Genomic DNA, 26,563 nt, shown 5'->3' with positions numbered 1-26,563 from the left:
CAGCAAAGACGAGGTTCGTAAGCCGTGGTTGGAGTTTTTCGGGAACAAACCCTTTACCCAAGAACCCGAGCGAGCCATCAGCCAAGCAGACCAACTGCTGGACTACAAGAGCTGGTCCGAGGAGGACAGAAAAATGTTTAGTCAACTACGTATGCGAGAAGAACAGGCATTATTGGCTCATGACTATTCCTTGGAACAAGCTGAGGAAAAAGGGTTGGAGAGAGGTCGTGCAGAAGGACTTGAACGTGGTCTTGAACGTGGAAAACTTTTTGCCTTTCTGGATATGGTTCGCCAAGGACTTCTGACTTCCGAGGTTGCCAGTCAGCAGTTGGGCATGACCGTTGCTGAGTTTGAGGCGTTGTTGTAAGATCAGCAATAATAGACAGGAAAACCATCTGGTCAAGATGGCGTTCTTGGAATTAAAAAACTCTAGGTATAAAATCTTAAAAATTACAAACACGCATAGTATCAGGGGATTAAGAAACCTTGATACTATGCGTTTTATAGTGCATTGAATCTACATTAGTACACTATAGTTGATTGAAAACAGAATAGTATACCGCAGCTTCTAAATCCTTGTTATAAATTTGATTTGACTTTCCTAATCGATTTATTCTCATCTTATTTCAATCTGCTATATTTACTTCACTTTCTCCTAAAATTGACTTTCTTGTTTTCTTATCTTGTCCACTCGAAACAAGTATTGTAAGAATTTGATTATTTTTGAAAGTACTTTTAATATACTTGATATAGTTAAAAAAGATTTGAAACTAAATTCCAAATTAGAAAAAGACTTGAAATACTAAAAAAAAAAAAGTATACTCTAATTGAAAACGGTAACAAAACTAATTTAGAGAATGAAATTTAGAGTATTTCTCTCTTAAAAGTTCTTGGTGAAACGAGATGTAGAAAGGAGATTTAGCCAAAGAGTCTATTAGTGCTAGAATAATAGATTAGAATTATTTTAGAAAAACTAATACTCAATGAAAATCAAAGAGCAAACTAGGAAACTAGCCGCAGGCTGTACTTGAGTACGGCAAGGCGACGTTGACGCAGTTTGAATTTGATTTTCGAAGAGTATAAGTGAGCAGCTTATAAATTCAATTCCCCAAATAGATTCATACCAGTATCTTTTGCAAAAATAAAGGGCGACTTCCTTCATGAATATCAATTTCATCTATAAGGAAGGTAGTTCATTGAACTAACTTATTTATTCTGTTTGTCGCTAGAAAAATCAGATCTTCTTGTGAAGATTGAGGAGATACTGAATGAAAATCAAAGAAGAAACTAGCAAGCTAGTAGCAGATTGCCCAAAACACCGCTTTGAGGTTGTAGATAAGACTGACCTATATAATCCAAGGTGAAGCGACTGTGGTTTGAAGAGATTTTCAAAGAGTATAGGCTAGAGAGTAGTGTTTTTATGTCCTTCTAGTAGAAAACGCTAGACAGAAGAATGAGGAACTTGGATAGGAAAAATAGATTGAGAAAGGAGGTTAGAAGAGATGATTATTACAAAAATTAGCCGTTTAGGAACTTATGTGGGAGTAAATCCACATTTTGCAACATTGATAGATTTTCTAGAAAAAACAGGACTAGAAAATTTAACAGAAGGTCCGATTGCTATCGATGGTAATCGATTGTTTGGGAATTGCTTTACTTATCTAGCAGATGGTCAAGCAGGGGATTTCTTTGAAACACACCAAAAATATTTGGATATTCATTTAGTTTTGGAAAACGAAGAAGCCATGGCTGTTACGTCGCCGGAAAATGTAAGCGTTACCCAAGAGTATGATGAAGAGAAGGATATTGAATTATACACAGGGAAAGTGGAACAGTTGGTTCATTTGAGAGGTGGCGAATGCCTCATCACTTTTCCAGAAGATTTACATCAACCCAAGGTTCGTATAAATGATGAACCTGTGAAAAAAATTGTCTTTAAAGTTGCGATTTCTTAATGTAGAAAGGGAAGAACGATGAAAAAAATGAGAAAGTTTTTATGTCTAGCTGGAGTTGCGCTAGCAGCCGTTGCCTTGGTAGCTTGTTCAGGAAAGAAAGAAAGTACAACTAGTACTGAACCACCGACAGAATTATCTGGTGAGATTACAATGTGGCACTCCTTTACTCAAGGACCACGTTTAGAAAGTATTCAAAAATCAGCAGATGCTTTCATGCAAAAGCATCCAAAAACGAAAATCAAGATTGAAACATTTTCTTGGAATGACTTCTATACTAAATGGACTACAGGTTTAGCAAATGGAAATGTGCCAGATATCAGTACAGCTCTTCCTAACCAAGTAATGGAAATGGTCAACTCAGATGCTTTGGTTCCGCTAAACGATTCTATCAAGCGTATTGGACAGGATAAATTTAACGAAACTGCCTTAAATGAAGCAAAAATCGGAGATGATTACTACTCTGTTCCTCTTTATTCACATGCACAAGTTATGTGGGTTAGAACTGATTTATTAAAAGAACATAATATTGAGGTTCCTAAAACTTGGGATCAACTCTATGAAGCTTCTAAAAAATTGAAAGAAGCTGGAGTTTATGGCTTGTCTGTTCCGTTTGGAACAAATGACTTAATGGCAACACGTTTCTTGAACTTCTACGTACGTAGTGGTGGTGGAAGTCTCTTGACAAAAGATCTTAAAGCAGATTTGACAAGTCAACTTGCTCAAGATGGTATTAAATACTGGGTTAAAATGTATAAAGAAATTTCACCTCAAGATTCTTTGAACTTTAATGTCCTTCAACAAGCTACCTTGTTCTATCAAGGAAAAACAGCATTTGACTTTAACTCTGGCTTCCATATTGGAGGAATCAATGCCAACAGTCCTCAATTGATTGATTCGATTGATGCTTATCCTATTCCAAAAATCAAAGAGTCTGATAAAGATCAAGGAATTGAAACCTCAAACATTCCAATGGTTGTTTGGAAAAATTCAAAACATCCAGAAGTTGCTAAAGCATTCTTAGAATCACTTTATAATGAAGAAGACTACGTTAAATTCCTTGATTCAACTCCAGTAGGTATGTTGCCAACTATTAAGGGGATTAGCGATTCTGCAGCCTATAAAGAAAATGAAACTCGTAAGAAATTTAAACATGCTGAAGAAGTGATTACTGAAGCTGTTAAAAAAGGTACTGCTATTGGTTATGAAAATGGGCCAAGTGTACAAGCTGGTATGTTGACTAACCAACACATTATTGAACAAATGTTCCAAGATATCATTACAAATGGAACAGACCCTATGAAAGCAGCAAAAGAAGCAGAAAAACAATTAAACGATTTATTTGAGGCTGTTCAGTAGGTGTAAAAGACTAGAAAATAGGTGGGCTAGTGAGCTGAAAAGCCCTAGCCCAATCTTGTAAAAGAAGGGAGAAGGAGAATGGTTAAAGAACGTAATTTAACTCGCTGGATATTTGTTTTGCCAGCTATGATTATCGTAGGATTACTCTTTGTTTATCCGTTTTTCTCGAGTATTTTTTATAGCTTTACCAATAAGCATTTGATTATGCCCAATTACAAATTTGTTGGTTTGGCTAACTATAAAGCTGTGCTATCAGATCCCAACTTCTTTAATGCGTTCTTTAATTCAATTAAGTGGACCATTTTCTCATTAGTTGGTCAAGTTTTAGTAGGGTTTGTATTGGCTTTAGCTCTTCACAGAGTACGCCACTTCAAGAAATTATATAGGACCTTATTGATTGTTCCTTGGGCATTTCCTACAATCGTTATTGCCTTCTCTTGGCAATGGATTCTAAACGGGGTTTATGGCTACTTACCTAATCTAATCGTAAAATTAGGTTTAATGGAGCATACGCCTGCATTTTTGACAGATAGTACATGGGCATTCCTATGTTTGGTGTTTATCAACATTTGGTTTGGAGCGCCGATGATTATGGTCAATGTGCTTTCAGCTTTGCAAACAGTACCAGAAGAACAATTTGAGGCTGCAAAGATAGATGGTGCTTCAAGTTGGCAAGTGTTCAAATTTATCGTCTTTCCACATATTAAAGTGGTTGTAGGGCTTCTAGTTGTTTTGAGAACTGTATGGATCTTTAATAACTTTGACATTATCTACCTAATTACAGGTGGTGGACCAGCCAATGCTACAACGACGCTTCCAATTTTTGCTTACAACCTAGGTTGGGGAACTAAATTATTGGGTCGTGCTTCAGCAGTTACAGTATTGCTCTTTATCTTCTTGGTGGCGATTTGCTTTATCTACTTTGCTATCATCAGTAAGTGGGAAAAGGAGGGTAGAAAATAATGAAGAAGAAATCAGGTATTTATTTAGATATTCTCTCACATGTACTCTTGATAGGTGCGACTATTGTTGCAATTTTCCCATTGGTATGGATTATCATATCGTCTGTCAAGGGTAAAGGGGAATTAACTCAGTATCCAACACGATTTTGGCCTGAACAATTTACATTAGATTATTTCACTCATGTTATCAATGATTTGCACTTTATTGATAATATTCGAAACAGTTTAATCATTGCCTTAGCTACAACTGTTATTGCGATTATTATTTCTGCTATGGCAGCCTACGGTATTGTTCGATTCTTCCCTAAGTTGGGAGCAATCATGTCGAGACTACTCGTTATTACCTACATTTTCCCACCAATTTTGCTAGCAATTCCCTATTCAATTGCCATTGCTAAAGTTGGGTTAACAAATAGTTTATTTGGCTTGATGATGGTTTATCTATCTTTTAGTGTTCCATATGCAGTTTGGCTCTTAGTTGGATTTTTCCAAACAGTTCCAATTGGAATTGAAGAAGCAGCTCGAATTGATGGTGCAAATAAATTTGTTACGTTTTATAAAGTTGTGCTACCGATTGTAGCACCAGGTATTGTAGCAACAGCTATTTATACATTTATCAATGCTTGGAATGAATTCTTGTATGCCTTGATTTTGATTAACAATACAGGAAAGATGACAGTAGCAGTAGCCCTTCGTTCGCTTAATGGTTCAGAAATCTTAGACTGGGGAGATATGATGGCAGCATCTGTTATTGTGGTTCTTCCATCAATCATTTTCTTCTCTATCATCCAAAATAAAATTGCAAGTGGATTATCAGAAGGATCTGTGAAGTAATACTCAATGAAAATCAAAGAGCAAACTAGCCGCAGGCTGCTCAAAGTACAGCTTTGAGGTTGCAGATAAAACTGATGAAGTCAGCTCAAAACACGTTTTTGAGGTTGTAGATGAAACTGACGAAGTCAGCTCAAAACATGTTTTTGAGGTTGTAGATGAAACTGACGAAGTCAGCTCAAAACACGTTTTTGAGGTTGTAGATGAAACTGACGAAGTCAGCTCAAAACATGTTTTTGAGGCTGTAGATGAAGCTGACTAAGTCAGTAACCATACGCACAGCAAGGCGACGTTGACTCGGTTTGAAGAGATTTTTGAAGAGTATAAGTTAAAATTAGAAAGTTTATTCAATAATAAAGGAGAAAAAACATGGTTAAATACGGTGTTGTTGGAACAGGGTATTTTGGAGCTGAATTGGCTCGCTATATGCAAAAGAATGATGGAGCAGAGATTACTCTTCTCTATGACCCAGATAATGCAGAGGCGATTGCAGAAGAATTGGGAGCAAAAGTAGCAAGCTCCCTAGATGAGTTGGTTTCTAGCGATGAAGTAGATTGTGTTATCGTCGCAACTCCAAATAATCTTCATAAGGAACCGGTTGTTAAGGCTGCACAACATGGTAAAAATGTTTTCTGTGAAAAACCAATTGCGCTTTCTTATCAAGATTGTCGCGAGATGGTAGATGCGTGTAAAGAAAACAATGTAACCTTTATGGCAGGACATATTATGAATTTCTTTAATGGTGTCCATCATGCAAAAGAACTCATTAATCAAGGAGTCATCGGAGACGTTCTATATTGTCACACAGCTCGTAATGGTTGGGAAGAACAACAACCGTCCGTATCATGGAAAAAAATTCGTGAAAAATCAGGTGGTCACTTGTATCACCACATCCATGAGTTGGATTGTGTTCAATTCCTTATGGGTGGTATGCCTGAAACTGTAACCATGACAGGTGGAAATGTAGCCCATGAAGGTGAACATTTCGGTGATGAAGATGATATGATTTTTGTCAATATGGAATTTTCTAATAAGCGTTTTGCCTTGTTAGAATGGGGTTCAGCTTATCGTTGGGGTGAACATTATGTCTTAATCCAAGGAACCAAAGGTGCCATCCGCTTAGACTTATTCAACTGTAAAGGAACTCTTAAGCTAGATGGACAAGAAAGCTATTTCTTGATTCATGAATCGCAAGAAGAAGATGATGATCGTACTCGTATCTATCATAGTACAGAAATGGACGGAGCAATTGCTTATGGTAAACCAGGTAAACGTACTCCATTATGGCTATCATCTGTGATTGATAAAGAAATGCGCTATCTGCATGAGATTATGCAAGGAGCACCAGTATCAGAAGAATTTGCAAAACTATTGACAGGTGAAGCTGCCCTAGAAGCAATTGCTACTGCAGATGCTTGTACCCAGTCTATGTTTGAAGATCGCAAAGTAAAATTGTCAGAAATTGTAAAATAAATTTTGGTATTCTCCTATTATAGGTCGACTTGCTCCTCTGAAAGTACTTTTAGAGGAGCTGTTTGACTTGGCTAGTTTTTGAAACTGAAATCTATTGTACTACAAACTCTTGAAAGCGTTTTATTTTTAAGGTATAATAATCTCATAGAAACAAAGGAAAAGGAGGAAAGAGGATGCCACAGATTAGCAAAGAAGCCTTGATTGAGCAAATCAAAGATGGAATCATCGTTTCTTGTCAGGCTCTTCCTCATGAACCGCTTTATACAGAAGCGGGAGGGGTGATTCCCTTGCTGGTCAAAGCGGCTGAGCAAGGTGGAGCAGTCGGTATCCGAGCCAATAGTGTTCGCGATATCAAGGAAATCAAGGAAGTCACCAAACTTCCGATTATTGGGATAATCAAACGAGATTATCCGCCACAAGAACCCTTCATCACGGCTACCATGAAAGAAGTTGATGAATTGGCAGAACTGGACATCGAGGTGATTGCTCTGGATTGTACCAAGCGTGAACGCTACGATGGTTTGGAAATTCAAGAGTTCATTCGTCAGGTTAAGGAGAAATATCCTAACCAGCTCTTGATGGCTGATACTAGTATCTTCGAAGAAGGACTAGCAGCTGTAGAAGCAGGAATTGACTTTGTCGGAACAACCTTGTCAGGCTACACATCCTACAGTCCAAAAGTAGACGGTCCAGATTTTGAACTCATCAAAAAACTCTGCGATGCAGGTGTAGATGTCATTGCAGAAGGGAAAATTCATACACCAGAACAAGCCAAACAAATCCTTGAATATGGAGTGCGAGGCATCGTTGTTGGTGGCGCTATTACTAGACCAAAAGAGATTACAGAACGCTTCGTTGCTGGTCTCAAATAACACAATCTTAAAAAAGAGGAGAGTGGTGGATGAGTAGGATGAAATGAAATCGCATACAAGAAATAAAGAACTCATTATCCAAGTTGGATACGCTTATTACATAGGAGAATACAAATGAAATTTAGAAAATTAGCTTGTACAGTACTTGCGAGTGCTGCGGTTCTTGGTCTTGCTGCTTGTGGCAATTCTGGCGGAAGTAAAGATGCTGGCAAATCAGGTGGTGATGGTGCCAAAACAGAAATCACTTGGTGGGCATTCCCAGTATTTACCCAAGAAAAAACTGGTGACGGTGTTGGAACTTATGAAAAATCAATCATCGAAGCGTTTGAGAAAGCCAATCCAGATGTAAAAGTGAAGTTGGAAACCATTGACTTCAAGTCAGGTCCTGAAAAAATCACAACAGCTATCGAAGCAGGAACAGCTCCAGACGTACTCTTTGATGCACCAGGACGTATCATCCAATACGGTAAAAACGGTAAATTGGCTGAGTTGAACGACCTTTTCACAGATGAATTTGTTAAAGATGTCAACAATGAAAACATCGTACAAGCAAGTAAAGCTGGAGACAAGGCTTATATGTATCCAATTAGTTCTGCCCCATTCTACATGGCAATGAACAAGAAAATGCTAGAAGATGCTGGAGTTGCAAACCTTGTAAAAGAAGGTTGGACAACAGATGATTTTGAAAAAGTATTGAAAGCACTCAAAGACAAGGGTTACACACCAGGTTCATTGTTCAGTTCTGGTCAAGGGGGAGACCAAGGAACACGTGCCTTTATCTCTAACCTTTATAGCGGTTCTGTAACAGATGAAAAAGTTAGCAAATATACAACTGATGATCCTAAATTCGTCAAAGGTCTTGAAAAAGCAACTAGCTGGATTAAAGACAATTTGCTCAATAATGGTTCACAATTTGACGGTGGGGCAGATATCCAAAACTTTGCCAACGGTCAAACATCTTACACAATCCTTTGGGCACCAGCTCAAAATGGTATCCAAGCTAAACTTTTAGAAGCAAGTAAGGTAGAAGTGGTAGAAGTACCATTCCCATCAGACGAAGGTAAACCAGCTCTTGAATACCTTGTAAACGGATTTGCAGTATTCAACAATAAAGACGACAAGAAAGTCGCTGCATCTAAGAAATTCATCCAATTTATCGCAGATGACAAAGAGTGGGGTCCAAAAGACGTAGTTCGTACAGGTGCTTTCCCAGTCCGTACTTCATTTGGCAAACTTTATGATGACAAACGTATGGAAACAATCAGCAGCTGGACTCAATACTACTCACCATACTACAACACTATTGATGGATTTGCTGAAATGAGAACACTTTGGTTCCCAATGTTGCAATCTGTATCAAATGGTGACGAAAAACCAGCGGACGCTTTGAAAGCCTTCACTGAAAAAGCGAACGAAACAATCAAAAAAGCTATGAAACAATAGTCCTTAGTTATTCTATAAAAAGTAGTTTTTTAAAGAACCTAAGAGTGTATACCCCCTTTTCCCTCTACACAGATAGTGTAAGAAAAGGGGGGCTTTTATTTGAAATGTAAGGAACTGTCACGAAATTAAAATGAAGTTCTTACATAAGCGAATCATAAAAAATTTCATTTTGATTTTAAAACAGTTCAAGAAAGTCAAAAAATTATTCTATTTGAAAGAGAGGTGCCGACTGTGAAAGTCAATAAAATCCGTATGAGGGAAACAGTGATTTCCTATGCTTTCCTAGCACCAGTGTTGTTCTTCTTTGTCATCTTTGTGTTGGCTCCAATGATTATGGGCTTTATTACAAGTTTCTTTAACTACTCTATGACTAGTTTTGAATTTGTGGGCTTAGATAACTATATCCGTATGTTTAAAGATCCTGTCTTTACAAAATCTCTGATTAACACAGTTATTTTGGTTATTGGATCAGTTCCTGTAGTTGTTCTCTTCTCGCTCTTTGTAGCGTCACAGACCTACCATCAAAATGCTATCGCTAGATCATTCTATCGTTTCGTATTCTTCCTTCCAGTTGTTACAGGTAGTGTTGCCGTAACAGTTGTATGGAAATGGATTTATGATCCACTATCAGGTATCTTGAACTTTGTGCTTAAATCAAGTCATATCATTACTCAAAACATTTCATGGCTTGGTGATAAGCACTGGGCATTGATGGCGATTATGATTATCCTCTTGACAACTTCAGTTGGTCAGCCGATTATCCTTTATATCGCTGCTATGGGGAATATTGACAATTCACTGGTTGAAGCGGCGCGTGTTGACGGTGCAACTGAGTTTCAAGTTTTCTGGAAGATTAAATGGCCAAGCCTTCTTCCAACAACTCTTTATATTGCAATCATCACAACAATTAACTCATTCCAGTGTTTCGCCTTGATTCAGTTGTTGACATCTGGTGGTCCAAACTACTCAACAAGTACACTTATGTACTACCTTTACGAAAAAGCCTTCCAATTGACAGAGTATGGCTATGCCAACACCATTGGTGTCTTCTTGGCAGTCATGATTGCGATCGTAAGCTTTGTTCAATTTAAAGTACTCGGAAACGACGTAGAATACTAAAGAAAGGAGACAGCTATGCAATCTACAGAAAAAAAACCATTAACAGCCTTTACTGTTATTTCAACAATCATTTTGCTCTTGTTGACTGTGCTGTTCATCTTTCCATTCTACTGGATTTTGACAGGGGCATTCAAATCACAACCTGATACAATCGTTATTCCACCACAATGGTTCCCTAAAATGCCAACCATGGAAAACTTCCAACAACTCATGGTGCAAAACCCTGCTATGCAATGGATGTGGAACTCAGTATTTATCTCATTGGTAACTATGTTCTTAGTTTGTGCAACCTCATCTCTAGCAGGTTATGTATTGGCTAAAAAACGTTTCTATGGTCAACGTATCCTCTTTGCAATCTTTATTGCTGCCATGGCTCTTCCAAAACAAGTTGTCCTTGTACCATTGGTACGTATCGTCAACTTCATGGGAATCCACGATACTCTCTGGGCAGTTATCTTGCCTTTGATTGGATGGCCATTTGGGGTCTTCCTCATGAAACAATTCAGTGAAAATATCCCTACAGAATTGCTCGAATCAGCTAAAATCGATGGTTGTGGTGAGATTCGTACCTTCTGGAGCGTAGCCTTCCCAATTGTAAAACCAGGGTTTGCAGCCCTTGCAATCTTTACTTTCATCAATACTTGGAACGACTACTTCATGCAATTGGTAATGTTGACTTCACGTCAAAATTTGACCATCTCACTTGGGGTTGCGACCATGCAGGCTGAAATGGCAACCAACTATGGTTTGATCATGGCAGGTGCAGCTCTTGCAGCAGTTCCAATCGTAACAGTCTTCCTAGTCTTCCAAAAATCCTTCACACAAGGTATTACTATGGGAGCTGTCAAAGGATAAGAAACGATTTCTTTTACAGTATCAATTTGCTATTGCTAGCACTATCTAAAAGCCTCCGACAGTAAATGACACTGTTGGAGGTGTTAGTTTTAATCGCTTAATGACGATTTTTAAAGGAGAAAATAATGATTTTTGACGATTTGAAAAATATTAGCTTCTATAAAGGGATTCATCCCAATCTTGACAAGGCAATTGATTATCTTTATGAACATCGTAAAGATTCATTCGAGTTAGGAAAATATGATATTGATGGTGACAAGGTCTTTCTAGTTGCTCAAGAAAATGTCCTAAATAAAGCTGAAAATGACCAGTTTGAACATCACAAGAACTATGCAGACTTGCATTTGTTGGTAGAAGGGCATGAATATTCTAGCTACGGTTCACGTATCAAAGATGAAGCAGTAGCATTCGACGAAGCGAGTGACATTGGCTTTGTTCATTGTCATGAACACTACCCACTCTTGTTAGGTTATCACAATTTTGCGATTTTCTTCCCAGGAGAACCACATCAACCAAATGGTTATGCAGGTATGGAAGATCAAGTTCGCAAGTATTTGTTTAAAATTTTAATTGATTAGAATGATCAGCAGAGATAGCTGATGACTATCTTATTAAGTACTTTTGAAAATTGAGTTTAAGAGTTGAATCTTATCAATTGATAAATCGGAATGATTTAGCAAGTGATATAAATTAAATTATAGGGGGAGCAAAGATGTCACAAAAAGGAAGAAGTCTCATCAAGGCAGCATTTGATACAGACAACTTTCTCATGCGTTTCAGTGAGAAGGTTTTAGATATTGTAACAGTCAATCTTCTCTTTGTAGTAACTTGTTTGCCAATCATAACGATTGGAGTGGCTAAAATCAGCCTCTACGAGACTATGTTCGAAGTTAAGAAGAGCAGACGTGTTCCAATTTTTAGAACCTATCTAAGAGTTTTCAGGCAAAATCTGAAACTAGGTTTTCAGTTGGGGATGTTAGAATTAGGAATTGTATTTCTAACTCTTTCAGATCTCTATCTTTTCTGGGGTCAAACAGCTCTGCCCTTCCAATTGGTTAAAGCTATTTGTCTAGGTATTCTGATTTTCCTTACCATTGTGATGTTGGCTAGCTATCCAATCGCTGCGCGCTATGACCTATCTTGGAAAGAAATTCTTCAAAAAGGATTGATGTTGGCTAGTTTTAATGCTCCTTGGTTTATCTTGATGATTGCAATTATCTTTTTGATTTTGATGATTCTATATCTATCAGCCTTTACCCTTCTATTGGGAGGATCAGCTTTTATTCTCTTTGGTTTTGGACTTCTTGTTTTTTTACAAGTGGGAGTGATGGAAAAGCTATTTGCTAAGTATGAGTAAGGGGTGCAATTATTTCTGAAACTACTTTCAAACGCTCCAAACCCTATTCTATAAGCGAGAAACTAAAATCTAAGTGTCCATAAGATATTGAAAGCCTTTTCGGTAAAGTGTATACTAAAGAAGTAAAGAAAGAATCTGCTTTAGCAGAAAATAAAAATAATAGGAGAAAATCTATGTCAGATTTAAAAAAATACGAAGGTGTCATTCCAGCCTTCTACGCATGTTATGATGATCAAGGAGAAGTAAGCCCAGAACGTACGCGTGCCTTAGTTCAATACTTCATTGATAAAGGTGTTCAAGGTCTTTATGTCAATGGTTCTTCTGGTGAATGTATCTACCAAAGCGTTGAAGATCGCAAGTTAATCTTGGAAGAAGTCATGGCAGTTGCCAAAGGAAAATTGACTATTATTGCTCACGTTGCTTGCAATAATACTAAAGATAGTATGGAACTAGCTCGCCATGCAGAAAGCTTGGGAGTAGATGCCATTGCAACAATTCCACCAATTTACTTCCGCTTGCCAGAATACTCAGTTGCCAAATACTGGAACGATATTAGTTCTGCAGCTCCAAACACAGACTATGTGATCTACAACATTCCTCAATTGGCAGGTGTTGCTTTGACTCCAAGTCTTTATACTGAAATGTTGAAGAATCCTCGTGTTATCGGTGTTAAGAACTCTTCTATGCCAGTTCAAGATATCCAAACTTTTGTTAGCCTTGGTGGAGAAGACCATATCGTCTTTAATGGTCCAGATGAGCAGTTCCTAGGAGGACGCCTCATGGGTGCTAAGGCTGGTATCGGTGGTACTTACGGCGCTATGCCAGAACTCTTCTTGAAACTCAACCAATTGATTGCGGATAAAGATTTGGAAACAGCGCGTGAATTACAGTATGCTATCAACGCTATCATTGGTAAATTGACTGCTGCACATGGAAATATGTACGGTGTGATTAAGGAAGTCTTGAAGATCAATGAAGGATTGAATATTGGATCTGTTCGTTCACCATTGACACCAGTGATTGAAGAAGATCGTCCAGTTGTAGAAGCAGCTGCAGCCTTGATTCGTGAAACCAAGGAGCGCTTCCTCTAATCCATAAGGAGGTATTTATGACACACTACGTTGCAATTGATATTGGTGGAACCAACATCAAGTATGGCTTGGTTGATCAAGAAGGCCAACTTCTTGAATCACATGAAATGCCAACAGAGGCGCATAAGGGTGGACCTCATATCTTACAAAAGACCAAAGATATCGTAGCCAGCTATTTAGAACAAGGCCCAGTAGCAGGTGTTGCCATTTCTTCTGCAGGAATGGTGGACCCTGATAAGGGGGAAATTTTCTACGCTGGACCTCAGATTCCAAATTATGCAGGAACCCAGTTCAAGAAGGAAATCGAGACGAGCTTTGCGATTCCTTGTGAAATTGAGAATGATGTCAACTGTGCAGGTCTTGCTGAGGCAGTATCTGGTTCAGGCAAGGGAGCAAGTGTGATACTTTGCTTGACCATTGGAACAGGTATCGGTGGTTGCTTGATTATGGATGGGAAAGTCTTCCATGGATTTAGCAATTCAGCCTGTGAAGTTGGGTATATGCATATGCAGGATGGAGCTTTCCAAGACTTGGCTTCTACGACAGCATTGGTGGAGTATGTAGCAGCAGGTCATGGAGAAGATGTTGATCAGTGGAATGGCCGACGCATTTTCAAGGAAGCTACCGAAGGAAACAAAATCTGCATGGAAGGTATTGACCGCATGGTAGACTATCTAGGAAAAGGTCTGGCAAATATTTGCTACGTTGCCAATCCAGAAGTGGTTATTCTTGGTGGTGGTATCATGGGGCAAGAGGCTATCCTCAAACCTAAGATCCGCACAGCCTTGAAAGAGGCTTTGGTACCAAGTTTAGCAGAAAAAACACGATTAGAATTTGCTCATCATCAGAATACAGCAGGGATGTTGGGTGCATATTATCATTTTAAAACAAAACAATCCTAGTTTGGCTCAGCCAAACTAGGATTTTCTGACACGTTTTTGTCTACGATAGCCGTTGAGTTTTTTATTTTCCCAGTAGCTATTAAAGATTTTTTCCTTGCTTTCGCGATTGATTTCCAAAAAGTAGGCATAAATCAAATCGATAAAGAAGAGCATAGGAAGTTGAGCGGATATTCGTTGGATATAGGAAGGTTGGCTGTGGCTAGCAACGAGAACGGTCTCTGTGTAGGCCTGACTATCTTTATTGGGAACACTTGAAAAGAGTACAGTCTTTGCCCCCATCTCCTTGGCATCTAATAAACTGTCTAAAATAGAGGGAGTTGTGCCAGAAAGTGAGAAACCAAGTACGAGACAATTTTCGTCCATAATGCTGGTTGTCCAAGCAAAGCCGTCTTGATCGGTCAAAGCCTCGCAGACCACACCCAGACGCATGAAGCGTAATTTCATTTCACGAGCAACAAGACCAGAACTCCCTGTTCCGAAGAAGTAGACACGCTCAGCATCTTCGATTAATTGGGCAATTCGTTCTAGTTGGACTTCGTCAATCAAGTCTTGTGTTTGTTCCCTCATATTGCTATAGCTTCTGAGGACTCGTTTGGTCAGTGGACTGTGCTTGGAGACTTGGTTGGCTTGATTTTCTACCTGATGTTGGTATTGGAAAATAAATTCTCGGTAGCCAGTAAAGCCACACTTTTTAGCAAAGCGAGTTAGTGCAGCCTGAGAGATATGTAATTTTTGAGTGACCTGTTGGGAGGAAAGGTCATCTTGAATGGTTTCTGCTTGTAAAAAATAGCGAGCGATTTCTTGCTCTAGGTCTGTCATTTCTTCAAAATGTGAATCAATGACAGTTGCGATATCTGGTTTGTCCATAGGGAAGGCTCCTTTAAATGAGTCGTGTTGGAAAAAGACTAGATTATTGAACTTTTACATTCATTATAACATATAATATAGGGATGGATAAATAAAAACGTATCTTACTGTAAAAACGAAAAAAGCTTCTTTCTTTTCCATAATTTTCTGCTCAAATTATGGTACAATTAAGAGTAAGATTTTAAGTTAGAAATGAGACTGATTTGTATGAGAAAATTTAACAGCCATTCGATTCCGATTCGGCTTAATTTATTGTTTTCAATCGTCATTTTACTCTTTATGACCATTATTGGTCGTTTGTTGTATATGCAGGTTTTGAACAAGGATTTTTACGAAAAAAAGCTAGCCTCAGCTAGTCAGACCAAGGTCACAACCAGTTCTGCCCGTGGGGAAATTTATGATGCTAGTGGAAAACCTTTGGTAGAAAATACGTTAAAGCAGGTTGTTTCCTTTACGCGTAGCAATAAAATGACGGCTACAGACTTAAAAGAAATAGCTAAAAAGTTACTGACTTATGTGAGCATCAGTTCGCCAAATTTGACAGAACGCCAGCTGGCTGATTACTATTTGGCTGATCCTGAAATCTATAAAAAAACAGTGGAAGCTCTCCCAAGTGAGAAACGCTTGGATTCAGATGGCAATCGCCTATCCGAATCAGAACTGTATAACAATGCGGTCGATAGTGTTCCAACAAGTCAACTAAACTATACAGAGGATGAAAAGAAAGAAATCTATCTTTTTAGTCAGTTAAATGCTGTTGGAAACTTTGCGACAGGAACCATTGCGACAGATCCTCTAAATGATTCTCAGGTGGCTGTTATTGCCTCTATTTCAAAGGAGATGCCTGGCATTAGTATTTCTACTTCTTGGGATCGAAAGATTTTGGAAACTTCCCTTTCTTCTATAGTAGGGAGTGTATCCAGTGAAAAAGCTGGTCTCCCAGCGGAAGAAGCAGAATCCTATCTTAAAAAAGGTTATTCCCTCAATGACCGAGTCGGGACTTCCTATCTTGAAAAGCAATACGAAGAGGTCTTGCAAGGGAAACGGACCGTCAAGGAAATCCATTTGGATAAGCACGGAGACATGGAGAGCGTAGAAAATATCGAAGAAGGTAGCAAGGGGAAAAACATCAAATTAACCATTGATTTGTCCTTCCAAGATAGCGTAGACAGCCTTTTGAAGAGTTATTTTAATTCTGAACTTACAAATGGTGGTGCTAAATACTCAGAAGGTGTTTATGCAGTAGCCCTTAATCCTAAGACAGGTGCTGTATTGGCAATGTCAGGAATAAAACACAATCTAGAAACAGGAGACTTGACACCAGACTCACTTGGTACAGTAACCAATGTCTTCGTACCAGGATCTGTCGTTAAGGCGGCTACCATCAGTTCAGGTTGGGAAAACGGGGTCTTGTCAGGAAATCAAACCTTGACAGATCAACCAATCGTCTTCCAAGGTTCAGCTCCAATTTATTCTTGGTATAAATTGGCATATGGATCTTTTCCTATTACAGCTGTGGAAGCCTTGGAGTATTCATCTAATGCTTACATGGTTCAAACCGCTCTTGGAATCATGGGCCAGACCTATCAACCAAATATGTTTGTTGGAACCAGCAATTTGGAAACAGCTATGGGAAAACTTCGTGCGACCTTTGGCGAATATGGCTTGGGGGCTGCGACCGGAATTGACCTACCAGATGAATCTACTGGATTTGTTCCCAAAGAGTATAGCTTTGCTAATTACATCACCAATGCCTTTGGGCAGTTTGATAACTATACGCCCATGCAGTTAGCTCAGTATGTGGCGACTATTGCTAACAATGGTGTTCGTCTAGCTCCACATATTGTCGAGGGAATATACGACAACAATGATAAGGGTGGCCTTGGGGAATTAATCCAAGCAATAGATACCAAGGAAATCAACAAGGTCAATATTTCTGAATCAGATATGGCAATCTTGCACCAAGGATTTTACCAAGTATCGCATGGAACTAGTCCCCTTACGACAGGACGGGCGTTTTCAGATGGCGCCACTGTTTCTATCAGTGGTAAGACCGGTACAGGTGAAAGCTATGTAGCTGGTGGTCAAGAAGCTAATAATACCAATGCCGTGGCCTATGCTCCAACAGAAAATCCTCAAATTGCAGTTGCAGTAGTCTTTCCTCATAATACCAATTTAACCAAAAATGTTGGGCCAGCAATTGCTCGCGACATTATCAATTTATATAATCAACACCATCCAATGAATTAGAAAGGAAGCCATGCTTTACCCAACACCTATAGCAAAGCTGATTGACAGTTATTCTAAACTTCCAGGTATCGGGATTAAGACAGCGACCCGACTGGCCTTTTATACTATTGGGATGTCGGATGATGACGTCAATGAATTTGCTAAAAATCTCCTTTCAGCTAAAAGAGAGTTGACCTATTGTTCTATCTGTGGACGTTTAACCGATGAAGATCCCTGTTCTATCTGCACAGATCCAAGTCGGGACCAAACAACTATCCTCGTCCTAGAGGATAGTCGGGATGTGGCAGCCATGGAGAACATTCAAGAATACCATGGACTCTATCATGTCCTGCATGGCCTCATTTCTCCTATGAATGGTATCAGTCCAGATGATATCAATCTCAAGAGCCTCATGACTCGTCTGATGGATAGTGAGGTTTCAGAAGTGATCGTAGCAACCAATGCCACAGCAGATGGGGAAGCGACTTCCATGTATCTTTCCCGCTTACTCAAGCCAGCTGGGATCAAGGTTACGCGCCTGGCACGAGGCCTCGCTGTGGGAGCAGATATCGAGTATGCGGACGAAGTGACCCTCTTACGGGCTATTGAAAATCGAACAGAGTTGTAAGTGTAGACAAATTTACGAACTTCATTCATTTATAAAAAATCAAGGAGGCTGAAAATCGTTTATATCGGCCTCTTTTTGTATAGTGTGATGAGTAGGATCAGGTTCAAGTTTTAAAAAAACAAGCAAATATGATATACTAAAGAGCGAGTATTCTAGTAGAATTAGGACAAGTAATATGAAACAAACGATTATTCTTTTATATGGTGGACGGAGTGCGGAACGCGAAGTCTCTGTCCTTTCAGCTGAGAGTGTCATGCGTGCGGTTAACTACGACCGTTTCACAGTTAAGACTTTCTTTATCAGTCAGTCAGGTGATTTTATCAAAACGCAGGAATTTAGTCAGACTCCAGGTCAAGAGGACCGTCTCATGACCAATGCGACCATTGATTGGGATAAGCAAGTTGCACCAAGTGCCATCTACGAAGAAGGGGCAGTGGTCTTTCCAGTTCTTCACGGTCCGATGGGAGAAGATGGCTCTGTTCAAGGATTCTTGGAAGTTTTGAAAATGCCGTATGTCGGATGTAATATCTTGTCATCAAGTCTTGCCATGGACAAAATCACGACTAAGCGTGTTTTAGAATCTGCTGGCATTGCCCAAGTTCCTTATGTGGCCATCGTTGAAGGGGATGATGTGACTGCTAAAATCGCTGAAGTGGAAGAAAAATTGACTTATCCAGTCTTCACTAAGCCGTCAAACATGGGTTCTAGTGTCGGTATTTCTAAGTCTGAAAATCAAGAAGAACTTCGTCAGGCTTTGGAACTTGCCTTTCAATATGACAGTCGTGTCTTGGTAGAGCAAGGGGTAAATGCCCGTGAAATTGAAGTTGGTCTACTGGGCAACTACGATGTCAAGAGTACGCTACCAGGAGAAGTAGTCAAGGATGTTGCCTTTTATGACTACGATGCCAAGTATATTGACAACAAGATTACCATGGATATCCCAGCTAAAATCAGTGATGATGTGGTAGTTGTCATGCGTCAAAATGCAGAAACCGCCTTTCGTGCCATTGGTGGACTCGGTCTCTCTCGTTGTGATTTCTTCTATACAGACAAGGGAGAAATCTTCCTAAATGAACTCAATACCATGCCAGGTTTCACCCAGTGGTCAATGTACCCACTGCTTTGGGACAATATGGGAATCAGCTATCCAGACTTAATCGAGCGTTTGGTGGAATTTGCCAAGGAAAGTTTTGACAAGCGCGAAGCGCATTTGCTATAAGAATGAAAAGAGAGGGTAGAAGCCAGAACCATCACTGCAAGATGATCAGAGTTCTCGGACTTCGACCCTTTTTAAAGGAGTAGAAATGAAATTAACAATTCATGAAGTGGCCCAAGTTGTCGGAGCTAAAAATGATGTTAGCATCTTTGAGGACACTCAGTTAGAAAAAGCTGAGTTTGATAGTCGTTTGATTGCGACAGGAGATTTATTTGTGCCCCTCAAGGGTGCGCGTGATGGTCATGACTTTATCGAAAGAGCCTTTGAAAATGGTGCAGCAGTAACCCTGTCTGAGAAAGAGCTTGCAAATCATCCCTACATTCTAGTAGATGATGTGCTGACTGCCTTTCAGCAACTAGCAGCCTACTATCTTGAAAAAACAGGAGTTGATGTCTTTGCTGTTACAGGTTCAAATGGCAAGACAACGACCAAGGATATGTTGGCGCACTTGCTATCAACAACCTACAAGACCTACAAAACTCAAGGAAACTACAATAACGAAATTGGCCTTCCCTACACAGTTCTCCATATGCCTGAAGGGACAGAAAAGTTGGTCTTGGAGATGGGGCAGGACCACTTGGGCGATATTCATCTCTTGTCTGAATTAGCTCGTCCAAAAACAGCCATCGTGACCTTGGTTGGAGAAGCCCATTTGGCCTTTTTCAAAGATCGTTCGGAAATCGCTAAAGGGAAAATGCAAATTGCAGATGGCATGGCTGAAGGTTCTTTGCTTTTGGCACCAGCTGACCCGATTGTAGAGGCCTACTTGCCAGCTGATAAAAAGGTGGTCCGTTTTGGGCAAGGAGCAGAGTTGGAAATCACAGACTTGGTTGAGCGCAAGGATAGTCTGACCTTTAAGACTAATTTCTTGGAACAAGCCCTCGATTTGCCAGTGACTGGTAAGTACAATGCCACTAATGCTATGATTGCGTCCTATGTTGCCCTACAAGAAGGAGTTTCAGAGGAGCAAACTCGTCAGGCCTTCCAACATCTTGAATTGACGCGTAACCGTACCGAGTGGAAGAAAGCAGCCAATGGAGCAGATATCCTATCAGATGTTTACAATGCCAATCCAACTGCTATGAAGTTGATTTTGGAGACATTCTCTGCCATTCCAACCAATGAAGGTGGCAAAAAAATCGCTGTCTTGGCGGATATGAAGGAACTTGGTGACCAGTCTGTTCAACTCCATAATCAGATGATTTTGAGCCTTTCTCCAGATGTGCTTGATACCGTTATTTTCTATGGAGAAGACATTGCTGAATTAGCCCAATTGGCTAGTCAAATGTTCCCAATCGGCCACGTTTACTACTTCAAAAAAACAGCTGACGAGGACCAATTTGAAGACCTAGTCAAGCAGGTCAAAGAAAGCCTTAGAGCCCATGACCAAATCTTGCTAAAAGGCTCTAACTCTATGAATCTAGCCAAGTTGGTAGAAAGTTTAGAAACTGAAGGCAAGTAATTTTGTCAAACATTTACGTATTTTTAAATCCATTTTTGACAAATAGCATGGTATAATAATATGCAGGAAAATTTTGAATCATGAGGAAGACTAGATGAATTTATGGGATATTTTCTTTACGACCCAAGCAACAGAACCACCCAAATTTGACCTTTTTTGGTACGTGAGTATATTTACACTATTAGCCTTGACCTTTTATACAGCCTATCGTTATCGTGAAAAGAAGGTTTACCAACGATTTTTCCAAATCTTGCAGGCAGTTCAGTTGATCCTCCTTTATGGTTGGTATTGGGTCAATCATATGCCACTGTCAGAAAGCTTACCCTTTTACCATTGTCGTATGGCCATGTTTGTGGTACTCTTGCTTCCTGGGCAGTCCAAATATCGGCAGTATTTTGCATTATTGGGGACATTTGGGACATTAGCGGCCTTTGTTTATCCAGTGCCAGATGCCTATCCTTTCCCACATATTGCGATTTTATCCTTTATCTTTGGCCACTTAGCTCTCTTGGGGAACTCTCTGGTTTATCTATTGAGACAGTATAACGCGCGATTGCTGGATGTGAAGGGAATTTTTCTCATGACCTTTGGACTAAATGCCTTGATTTTTGTGGTCAATTTAGTAACAGGTGGAGATTACGGATTCCTGACAAAACCACCATTGGTTGGAGACCATGGCTTAGTAGCTAATTATTTAATCGTTTCTCTGGCCTTGTCAGCGGCGATTACGTTGACAAAGAAAATTTTGGAACTATTTTTAGCACAAGAAGCAGAAAAAATGATTGCAAAGAAAGCTTAGAAATGAGCTTTCTTTTTTCATAACTCTGATTTTTTATAATTTGTTTGGAAAATAAAAAAACTTGATGAGCAAAAGTGAAAAAATAGCAAGTAAATTTAGGAAAAAACTAAGCACAATTAGATTTTTTGTGTTATAATATTCTGTGAATAGCTATGCCTAGGTTTAGCTATGGAATAATACGAAGTGCGAAACTTGGAAGATAGAGAGGATGCGATGTAATGGCTAGAGAAGGCTTTTTTACAGGTCTAGATATTGGAACAAGCTCTGTCAAGGTGCTTGTGGCCGAGAAGAGAAATGGTGAATTAAATGTAATTGGCGTGAGTAATGCCAAAAGTAAAGGTGTAAAGGATGGAATTATTGTTGATATTGATGCAGCAGCAACTGCTATCAAATCAGCCATTTCCCAAGCAGAAGAAAAGGCAGGTATTTCGATTAAATCAGTGAATGTCGGCTTGCCTGGTAATCTTTTGCAGGTCGAACCAACCCAAGGGATGATTCCAGTAACATCTGATACAAAAGAAATTACGGATCAAGATGTTGAAAATGTTGTCAAATCAGCTTTGACAAAGAGTATGACACCTGACCGTGAAGTCATTACCTTTATTCCTGAAGAATTTATTGTGGATGGTTTCCAAGGGATTCGTGACCCACGTGGCATGATGGGGGTTCGCCTTGAAATGCGTGGCTTGCTTTATACAGGTCCTCGTACTATCTTGCACAATTTGCGTAAGACGGTTGAGCGTGCAGGTGTTCAGGTTGAAAATATTATCATTTCGCCACTAGCAATGGTTCAATCAGTTTTGAACGAAGGTGAACGTGAATTTGGTGCTACAGTGATTGATATGGGGGCAGGTCAAACGACTGTCGCTACAATCCGTAACCAAGAACTCCAATTCACACATATTCTCCAAGAAGGTGGAGATTATGTAACTAAAGATATCTCCAAGGTTTTGAAAACCTCTCGCAAATTAGCAGAAGGCTTGAAACTGAATTACGGGGAAGCCTATCCGCCTCTTGCAAGCAAAGAAACCTTCCAAGTAGAAGTTATTGGAGAAGTAGAAGCAGTCGAAGTGACGGAAGCCTACTTGTCAGAAATTATTTCTGCACGAATCAAGCACATCCTTGAACAAATCAAGCAAGAATTAGATAGAAGACGTCTATTGGAGCTCCCTGGTGGCATTGTCTTGATCGGTGGGAATGCCATTTTACCAGGTATGGTTGAGCTTGCTCAGGAAGTATTTGGCGTCCGTGTCAAGCTTTATGTTCCAAATCAAGTTGGTATCCGTAATCCAGCCTTTGCGCATGTGATTAGTTTATCAGAATTTGCTGGACAATTGACAGAAGTCAATCTTTTGGCTCAAAGAGCGGTCAAGGGTGAAGTTGCTCTGACTCATCAGCCAATTAGTTTTGGGGGAATGATACAGAAAACAGCTCAGTTTGTACAATCAACGCCTGTTCAACCAGCTCCTGCTCCAGAAGTAGAGCCGGTGGCGCCTACAGAACCAATGGCGGATTTCCAACAAGCTTCACAAAATAAACCGAAATTAGCAGATCGTTTCCGTGGCTTGATCGGAAGCATGTTTGACGAATAAAGAGGAAAAATAAATTATGACATTTTCATTTGATACAGCTGCTGCTCAAGGTGCAGTGATTAAAGTAATTGGTGTCGGTGGAGGCGGTGGCAATGCCATCAACCGTATGGTCGACGAAGGTGTTACAGGCGTAGAATTTATCGCAGCAAACACAGATGTACAAGCATTGAGTAGTACAAAAGCTGAGACTGTTATTCAGTTGGGACCTAAATTGACTCGCGGTTTGGGTGCAGGAGGTCAACCTGAGGTTGGTCGTAAAGCTGCTGAAGAAAGCGAAGAAACACTGACAGAAGCTATCAGTGGCGCAGATATGGTCTTCATCACTGCTGGTATGGGAGGAGGCTCTGGAACTGGAGCTGCCCCTGTTATTGCTCGTATCGCCAAAGATTTAGGTGCTCTTACAGTTGGTGTTGTAACACGTCCTTTCGGTTTTGAAGGAAGCAAACGTGGACAATTTGCTGTAGAAGGAATCAATCAACTACGTGAGCATGTAGATACTCTATTGATTATCTCAAACAACAACTTGCTTGAAATTGTTGATAAGAAAACACCGCTCTTGGAGGCTCTTAGCGAAGCGGATAACGTTCTTCGTCAAGGTGTTCAAGGAATTACCGATTTGATTACCAATCCAGGATTGATTAACCTTGACTTTGCCGATGTGAAAACAGTTATGGCAAACAAAGGGAATGCTCTTATGGGTATTGGTATCGGTAGTGGAGAAGAACGTGTTGTTGAAGCAGCGCGTAAGGCAATTTACTCTCCACTTCTTGAAACAACAATTGATGGAGCAGAAGATGTGATTGTCAACGTAACTGGTGGTCTTGACTTAACCTTGATTGAGGCAGAAGAGGCTTCACAAATTGTGAACCAAGCAGCAGGTCAAGGAGTGAACATCTGGCTCGGTACTTCAATTGATGAAAGTATGCGTGATGAAATTCGTGTAACAGTTGTTGCAACAGGTGTTCGTCAAGACCGCGTAGAAAAGGTTGTGGCTCCACAAGCTAGACCGACTACTAACTACCGTGAGACAGTGAAACCAGCTCATTCACATGGCTTTGATCGTCATTTTGATATGGCAGAAACAGCTGAATTGCCAAAACAAAATCCACGTCGTTTGGAACCAACTCAGGCATCTGCTTTTGGTGATTGGGATCTTCGCCGTGAATCAATTGTTCGTACAACAGATTCAGTCGTTTCTCCAGTTGAACGCTTTGAAGCCCCAACATCACAAGATGAAGATGAATTGGATACACCTCCATTTTTCAAAAATCGTTAAGTAAATGAATGTAAAAGAAAATACAGAACTTGTTTTTCGAGAAGTTGCAGAGGCTAGTCTGAGTGCTCATCGAGAGAGTGGTTCAGTCTCTGTCATTGCAGTTACCAAGTATGTAGATGTACCGACAGCGGAAGCCTTGCTTCCGCTAGGGGTTCATCATATTGGTGAAAATCGTGTCGATAAGTTTCTGGAGAAATATGAAGCTTTAAAAGATCGAGATGTGACTTGGCATTTGATTGGTACCTTACAAAGACGTAAGGTGAAAGATGTCATTCAATACGTTGATTATTTCCATGCTTTGGATTCAGTCAAGCTAGCAGAGGAAATTCAAAAAAGAAGCGACCGAGTCATCAAGTGTTTCATTCAGGTAAATATTTCTAAAGAAGAAAGTAAACACGGATTTTCGAGAGAGGAACTGCTGGAAATCTTGCCAGAGTTAGCCAGACTAGATAAGATTGAATATGTTGGTTTAATGACGATGGCACCTTTTGAGGCTAGTAGTGAGCAGTTGAAAGAAATTTTCAAGGCGACCCAAGATTTGCAAAGAGAAATTCAAGAAAAACAAATTCCAAATATGCCTATGACCGAGTTAAGTATGGGAATGAGTCGTGATTATAAAGAAGCGATTCAATTCGGTTCCACTTTTGTTCGTATAGGTACATCATTTTTTAAGTAGGAGAGAACCATGTCTTTAAAAGATAGATTCGATAGATTTATAGATTATTTTACGGAGGATGAGGATTCAAGTCTCCCTTATGAAAAAAGAGATGAGCCTGTGTTAACTCCAGTAAATTCTTCACAGGAACCGGCTCTCCCAATGAATCAACCTTCACAGTCTGCTGGTGCAAAAGATAGCAATATCACCAGACTTCATGCAAGACAACAGGAATTGGCAAATCAGAGTCAGCGTTCAACTGATAAGGTCATTATAGATGTTCGTTATCCTAGAAAATATGAAGATGCAACAGAAATTGTTGATTTGTTGGCAGGAAACGAAAGTATCTTGATTGATTTTCAATATATGACAGAAGTGCAGGCCCGTCGCTGTTTGGACTATTTGGATGGGGCTTGCCATGTTTTAGCTGGTAATCTGAAAAAGGTAGCTTCTACCATGTACCTGTTGACACCAGTGAATGTTATTGTCAATGTTGAAGATATTCGTTTACCAGATGAAGATCAACAGGGTGAGTTTGGTTTTGATATGAAGCGAAATAGAGTACGATAATGATTTTTTTAATTCGTATGATTTATAATGCAGTGGATATTTACTCCCTGATTTTGGTGGCCTTTGCTGTCATGTCTTGGTTTCCAGGTGCCTACGAATCCAGTTTAGGTCGTTGGATTGTAGCATTGGTAAAACCAGTGCTTGCTCCTTTGCAACGCCTGCCTTTACAGATAGCAGGTCTTGATTTATCTGTTTGGGTTGCGATTGTTTTGGTTCGATTTTTAGGAGAAAACCTAGTCCGTTTTCTGGCGATGATAGGATGAATAAAGGGATTTATCAGCATTTCTCCATAGAAGATCGTCCCTTTCTTGACAAGGGAATGGAATGGATAAAGAAGGTAGAAGATAGCTATGCTCCTTTTTTAACTCCTTTTATCAACCCTCATCAGGAGAAGCTATTAAAGATTTTGGCAAAAACCTATGGCCTTGCTTGTAGCAGTAGTGGGGAATTTGTCTCGAGTGAGTATGTTCGAGTTTTATTATACCCAGATTATTTCCAACCAGAGTTTTCAGATTTTGAAATATCTCTCCAGGAAATTGTGTATTCCAATAAATTTGAACATTTAACGCATGCTAAGATTTTAGGGACAGTCATCAATCAATTAGGGATTGAACGGAAACTTTTTGGAGATATCCTAGTAGATGAAGAACGGGCGCAGATTATGGTCAATCGGCAATTTCTTCTTCTCTTTCAAGATGGATTAAAGAAAATTGGCCGTATACCCGTTTCGCTGGAGGAACGTCCTTTCACCGAGAAAATAGATAAGCTAGAACAGTATCGAGAGCTGGATTTATGTGTGTCTAGTTTTCGATTAGATGTTCTTTTATCAAATGTTTTAAAACTATCTAGGAATCAAGCAAACCAGTTGATTGAAAAGAAACTTGTCCAAGTAAATTATCATGTGGTAGACAAATCAGATTATACTGTTCAAGTTGGAGACTTGATTAGTGTGAGAAAATTTGGTCGCTTGAGATTGCTTCAAGATAAGGGACAAACAAAAAAAGAGAAGAAAAAAATAACCGTCCAGTTATTATTAAGTAAGTGAGGAATAGA

The 26,563-nt window shown here is 39.6% G+C and carries 25 protein-coding genes and 1 pseudogene; 25 read left to right on the top strand and 1 reads right to left on the bottom strand.

Annotated features, from left to right (window positions below; genetic code table 11):
* The 14 genes and pseudogenes from HW098_RS00915 to HW098_RS00850 all read left to right on the top strand — a co-directional run.
* Positions 1-367, top strand: a pseudogene (locus HW098_RS00915) (hypothetical protein); the annotation flags it as partial.
* Positions 368-1,502: 1,135 nt separating this feature from the next.
* Positions 1,503-1,955 carry a YhcH/YjgK/YiaL family protein gene (locus HW098_RS00910; protein WP_176138981.1) on the top strand — a complete coding sequence of 151 codons (453 nt, stop codon included), beginning with the start codon at positions 1,503-1,505 and terminating at the stop codon, positions 1,953-1,955.
* An 18-nt stretch (positions 1,956-1,973) separates the two neighbouring features.
* Positions 1,974-3,311 carry a sugar ABC transporter substrate-binding protein gene (locus HW098_RS00905; RefSeq protein WP_166735924.1) on the top strand — a complete coding sequence of 446 codons (1,338 nt, stop codon included), beginning with the start codon at positions 1,974-1,976 and terminating at the stop codon, positions 3,309-3,311.
* 78 nt (positions 3,312-3,389) lie between these two features.
* Complete coding sequence (locus tag HW098_RS00900; RefSeq protein WP_000237985.1) at positions 3,390-4,274, top strand: sugar ABC transporter permease; 885 nt, start codon at positions 3,390-3,392, stop codon at positions 4,272-4,274.
* A complete protein-coding gene (locus HW098_RS00895; protein WP_000730332.1) occupies positions 4,274-5,107 on the top strand; it encodes a carbohydrate ABC transporter permease in 834 nt (277 codons plus the stop codon). The genes HW098_RS00900 and HW098_RS00895 overlap by 1 nt, the downstream gene beginning before the upstream one ends.
* 366 nt (positions 5,108-5,473) lie before the next feature.
* Complete coding sequence (locus HW098_RS00890) at positions 5,474-6,577, top strand: Gfo/Idh/MocA family oxidoreductase (RefSeq protein WP_176138980.1); 1,104 nt, start codon at positions 5,474-5,476, stop codon at positions 6,575-6,577.
* A 173-nt stretch (positions 6,578-6,750) separates the two neighbouring features.
* On the top strand, positions 6,751-7,449 hold the full coding sequence (locus HW098_RS00885; protein ID WP_049512393.1) for an N-acetylmannosamine-6-phosphate 2-epimerase: 699 nt from the start codon (positions 6,751-6,753) through the stop codon (positions 7,447-7,449).
* Between the two features lie 114 nt (positions 7,450-7,563).
* Entirely contained in the window at positions 7,564-8,892 is a 1,329-nt protein-coding gene (locus HW098_RS00880) for an ABC transporter substrate-binding protein (protein ID WP_050083933.1), read from the top strand.
* A 252-nt stretch (positions 8,893-9,144) separates the two neighbouring features.
* Positions 9,145-10,011 (top strand): sugar ABC transporter permease, encoded by an 867-nt coding sequence (locus tag HW098_RS00875; protein WP_161800615.1) that lies wholly within the window; start codon positions 9,145-9,147, stop codon positions 10,009-10,011.
* A gap of 15 nt (positions 10,012-10,026) precedes the next feature.
* The gene (locus HW098_RS00870; protein ID WP_001192010.1) at positions 10,027-10,866 is read left to right on the top strand and encodes a carbohydrate ABC transporter permease; all 840 of its coding nucleotides are present in this window, start codon (positions 10,027-10,029) and stop codon (positions 10,864-10,866) included.
* Between the two features lie 125 nt (positions 10,867-10,991).
* The gene (locus HW098_RS00865; protein ID WP_176138979.1) at positions 10,992-11,444 is read left to right on the top strand and encodes a YhcH/YjgK/YiaL family protein; all 453 of its coding nucleotides are present in this window, start codon (positions 10,992-10,994) and stop codon (positions 11,442-11,444) included.
* A gap of 134 nt (positions 11,445-11,578) precedes the next feature.
* On the top strand, positions 11,579-12,223 hold the full coding sequence (locus HW098_RS00860; protein ID WP_176138978.1) for a YesL family protein: 645 nt from the start codon (positions 11,579-11,581) through the stop codon (positions 12,221-12,223).
* A gap of 173 nt (positions 12,224-12,396) precedes the next feature.
* Positions 12,397-13,314 carry a dihydrodipicolinate synthase family protein gene (locus HW098_RS00855; RefSeq protein ID WP_176138977.1) on the top strand — a complete coding sequence of 306 codons (918 nt, stop codon included), beginning with the start codon at positions 12,397-12,399 and terminating at the stop codon, positions 13,312-13,314.
* Positions 13,315-13,331: 17 nt separating this feature from the next.
* Positions 13,332-14,216 (top strand): ROK family protein, encoded by an 885-nt coding sequence (locus tag HW098_RS00850; RefSeq protein WP_176138976.1) that lies wholly within the window; start codon positions 13,332-13,334, stop codon positions 14,214-14,216.
* A 15-nt stretch (positions 14,217-14,231) separates the two neighbouring features.
* Here the strand turns inward: HW098_RS00850 and HW098_RS00845 are convergent, their stop codons facing one another.
* Positions 14,232-15,083, bottom strand: a complete 852-nt coding sequence (locus HW098_RS00845; RefSeq protein ID WP_176138975.1) for a MurR/RpiR family transcriptional regulator — start codon at positions 15,081-15,083, stop codon at positions 14,232-14,234.
* 192 nt (positions 15,084-15,275) lie between these two features.
* Between HW098_RS00845 and pbp2b the strand changes: the two genes are divergently transcribed.
* The 11 genes from pbp2b (at position 15,276) to HW098_RS00790 (ending at position 26,555) form a co-directional block, all read left to right on the top strand.
* The gene (pbp2b, locus tag HW098_RS00840; protein WP_078154470.1) at positions 15,276-17,333 is read left to right on the top strand and encodes a penicillin-binding protein PBP2B; all 2,058 of its coding nucleotides are present in this window, start codon (positions 15,276-15,278) and stop codon (positions 17,331-17,333) included.
* 10 nt (positions 17,334-17,343) lie between these two features.
* Entirely contained in the window at positions 17,344-17,940 is a 597-nt protein-coding gene (recR, locus tag HW098_RS00835) for a recombination mediator RecR (RefSeq protein WP_000966759.1), read from the top strand.
* A 175-nt stretch (positions 17,941-18,115) separates the two neighbouring features.
* Positions 18,116-19,159 carry a D-alanine--D-alanine ligase gene (locus HW098_RS00830; protein ID WP_176138974.1) on the top strand — a complete coding sequence of 348 codons (1,044 nt, stop codon included), beginning with the start codon at positions 18,116-18,118 and terminating at the stop codon, positions 19,157-19,159.
* Positions 19,160-19,244: 85 nt separating this feature from the next.
* On the top strand, positions 19,245-20,618 hold the full coding sequence (gene murF / locus HW098_RS00825) for a UDP-N-acetylmuramoyl-tripeptide--D-alanyl-D-alanine ligase (RefSeq protein ID WP_176138973.1): 1,374 nt from the start codon (positions 19,245-19,247) through the stop codon (positions 20,616-20,618).
* Between the two features lie 94 nt (positions 20,619-20,712).
* Positions 20,713-21,417: a TIGR02206 family membrane protein gene (locus tag HW098_RS00820; protein WP_001055237.1), complete on the top strand. Its 705-nt coding sequence runs from the start codon at positions 20,713-20,715 to the stop codon at positions 21,415-21,417.
* Between the two features lie 218 nt (positions 21,418-21,635).
* Positions 21,636-23,009, top strand: a complete 1,374-nt coding sequence (gene ftsA / locus HW098_RS00815) for a cell division protein FtsA (RefSeq protein ID WP_050121085.1) — start codon at positions 21,636-21,638, stop codon at positions 23,007-23,009.
* A gap of 16 nt (positions 23,010-23,025) precedes the next feature.
* Entirely contained in the window at positions 23,026-24,285 is a 1,260-nt protein-coding gene (gene ftsZ / locus HW098_RS00810; protein WP_000144272.1) for a cell division protein FtsZ, read from the top strand.
* Between the two features lie 4 nt (positions 24,286-24,289).
* Positions 24,290-24,961 (top strand): YggS family pyridoxal phosphate-dependent enzyme, encoded by a 672-nt coding sequence (locus HW098_RS00805; protein ID WP_176138972.1) that lies wholly within the window; start codon positions 24,290-24,292, stop codon positions 24,959-24,961.
* A gap of 9 nt (positions 24,962-24,970) precedes the next feature.
* Positions 24,971-25,510 carry a cell division protein SepF gene (locus HW098_RS00800; RefSeq protein WP_176138971.1) on the top strand — a complete coding sequence of 180 codons (540 nt, stop codon included), beginning with the start codon at positions 24,971-24,973 and terminating at the stop codon, positions 25,508-25,510.
* Positions 25,510-25,773 (top strand): YggT family protein, encoded by a 264-nt coding sequence (locus tag HW098_RS00795; RefSeq protein ID WP_000576513.1) that lies wholly within the window; start codon positions 25,510-25,512, stop codon positions 25,771-25,773. Before HW098_RS00800 ends, HW098_RS00795 begins: the two co-directional genes overlap by 1 nt.
* Complete coding sequence (locus tag HW098_RS00790) at positions 25,770-26,555, top strand: RNA-binding protein (protein ID WP_016398113.1); 786 nt, start codon at positions 25,770-25,772, stop codon at positions 26,553-26,555. The genes HW098_RS00795 and HW098_RS00790 overlap by 4 nt, the downstream gene beginning before the upstream one ends.
* The last annotated feature ends 8 nt before the right edge of the window (positions 26,556-26,563 follow it).

Source organism: Streptococcus sp. 1453, from assembly GCF_013276955.1.
Taxonomy (GTDB): Bacteria; Bacillota; Bacilli; order Lactobacillales; family Streptococcaceae; genus Streptococcus.
This window is presented reverse-complemented; position numbering and strand designations above follow the sequence as displayed.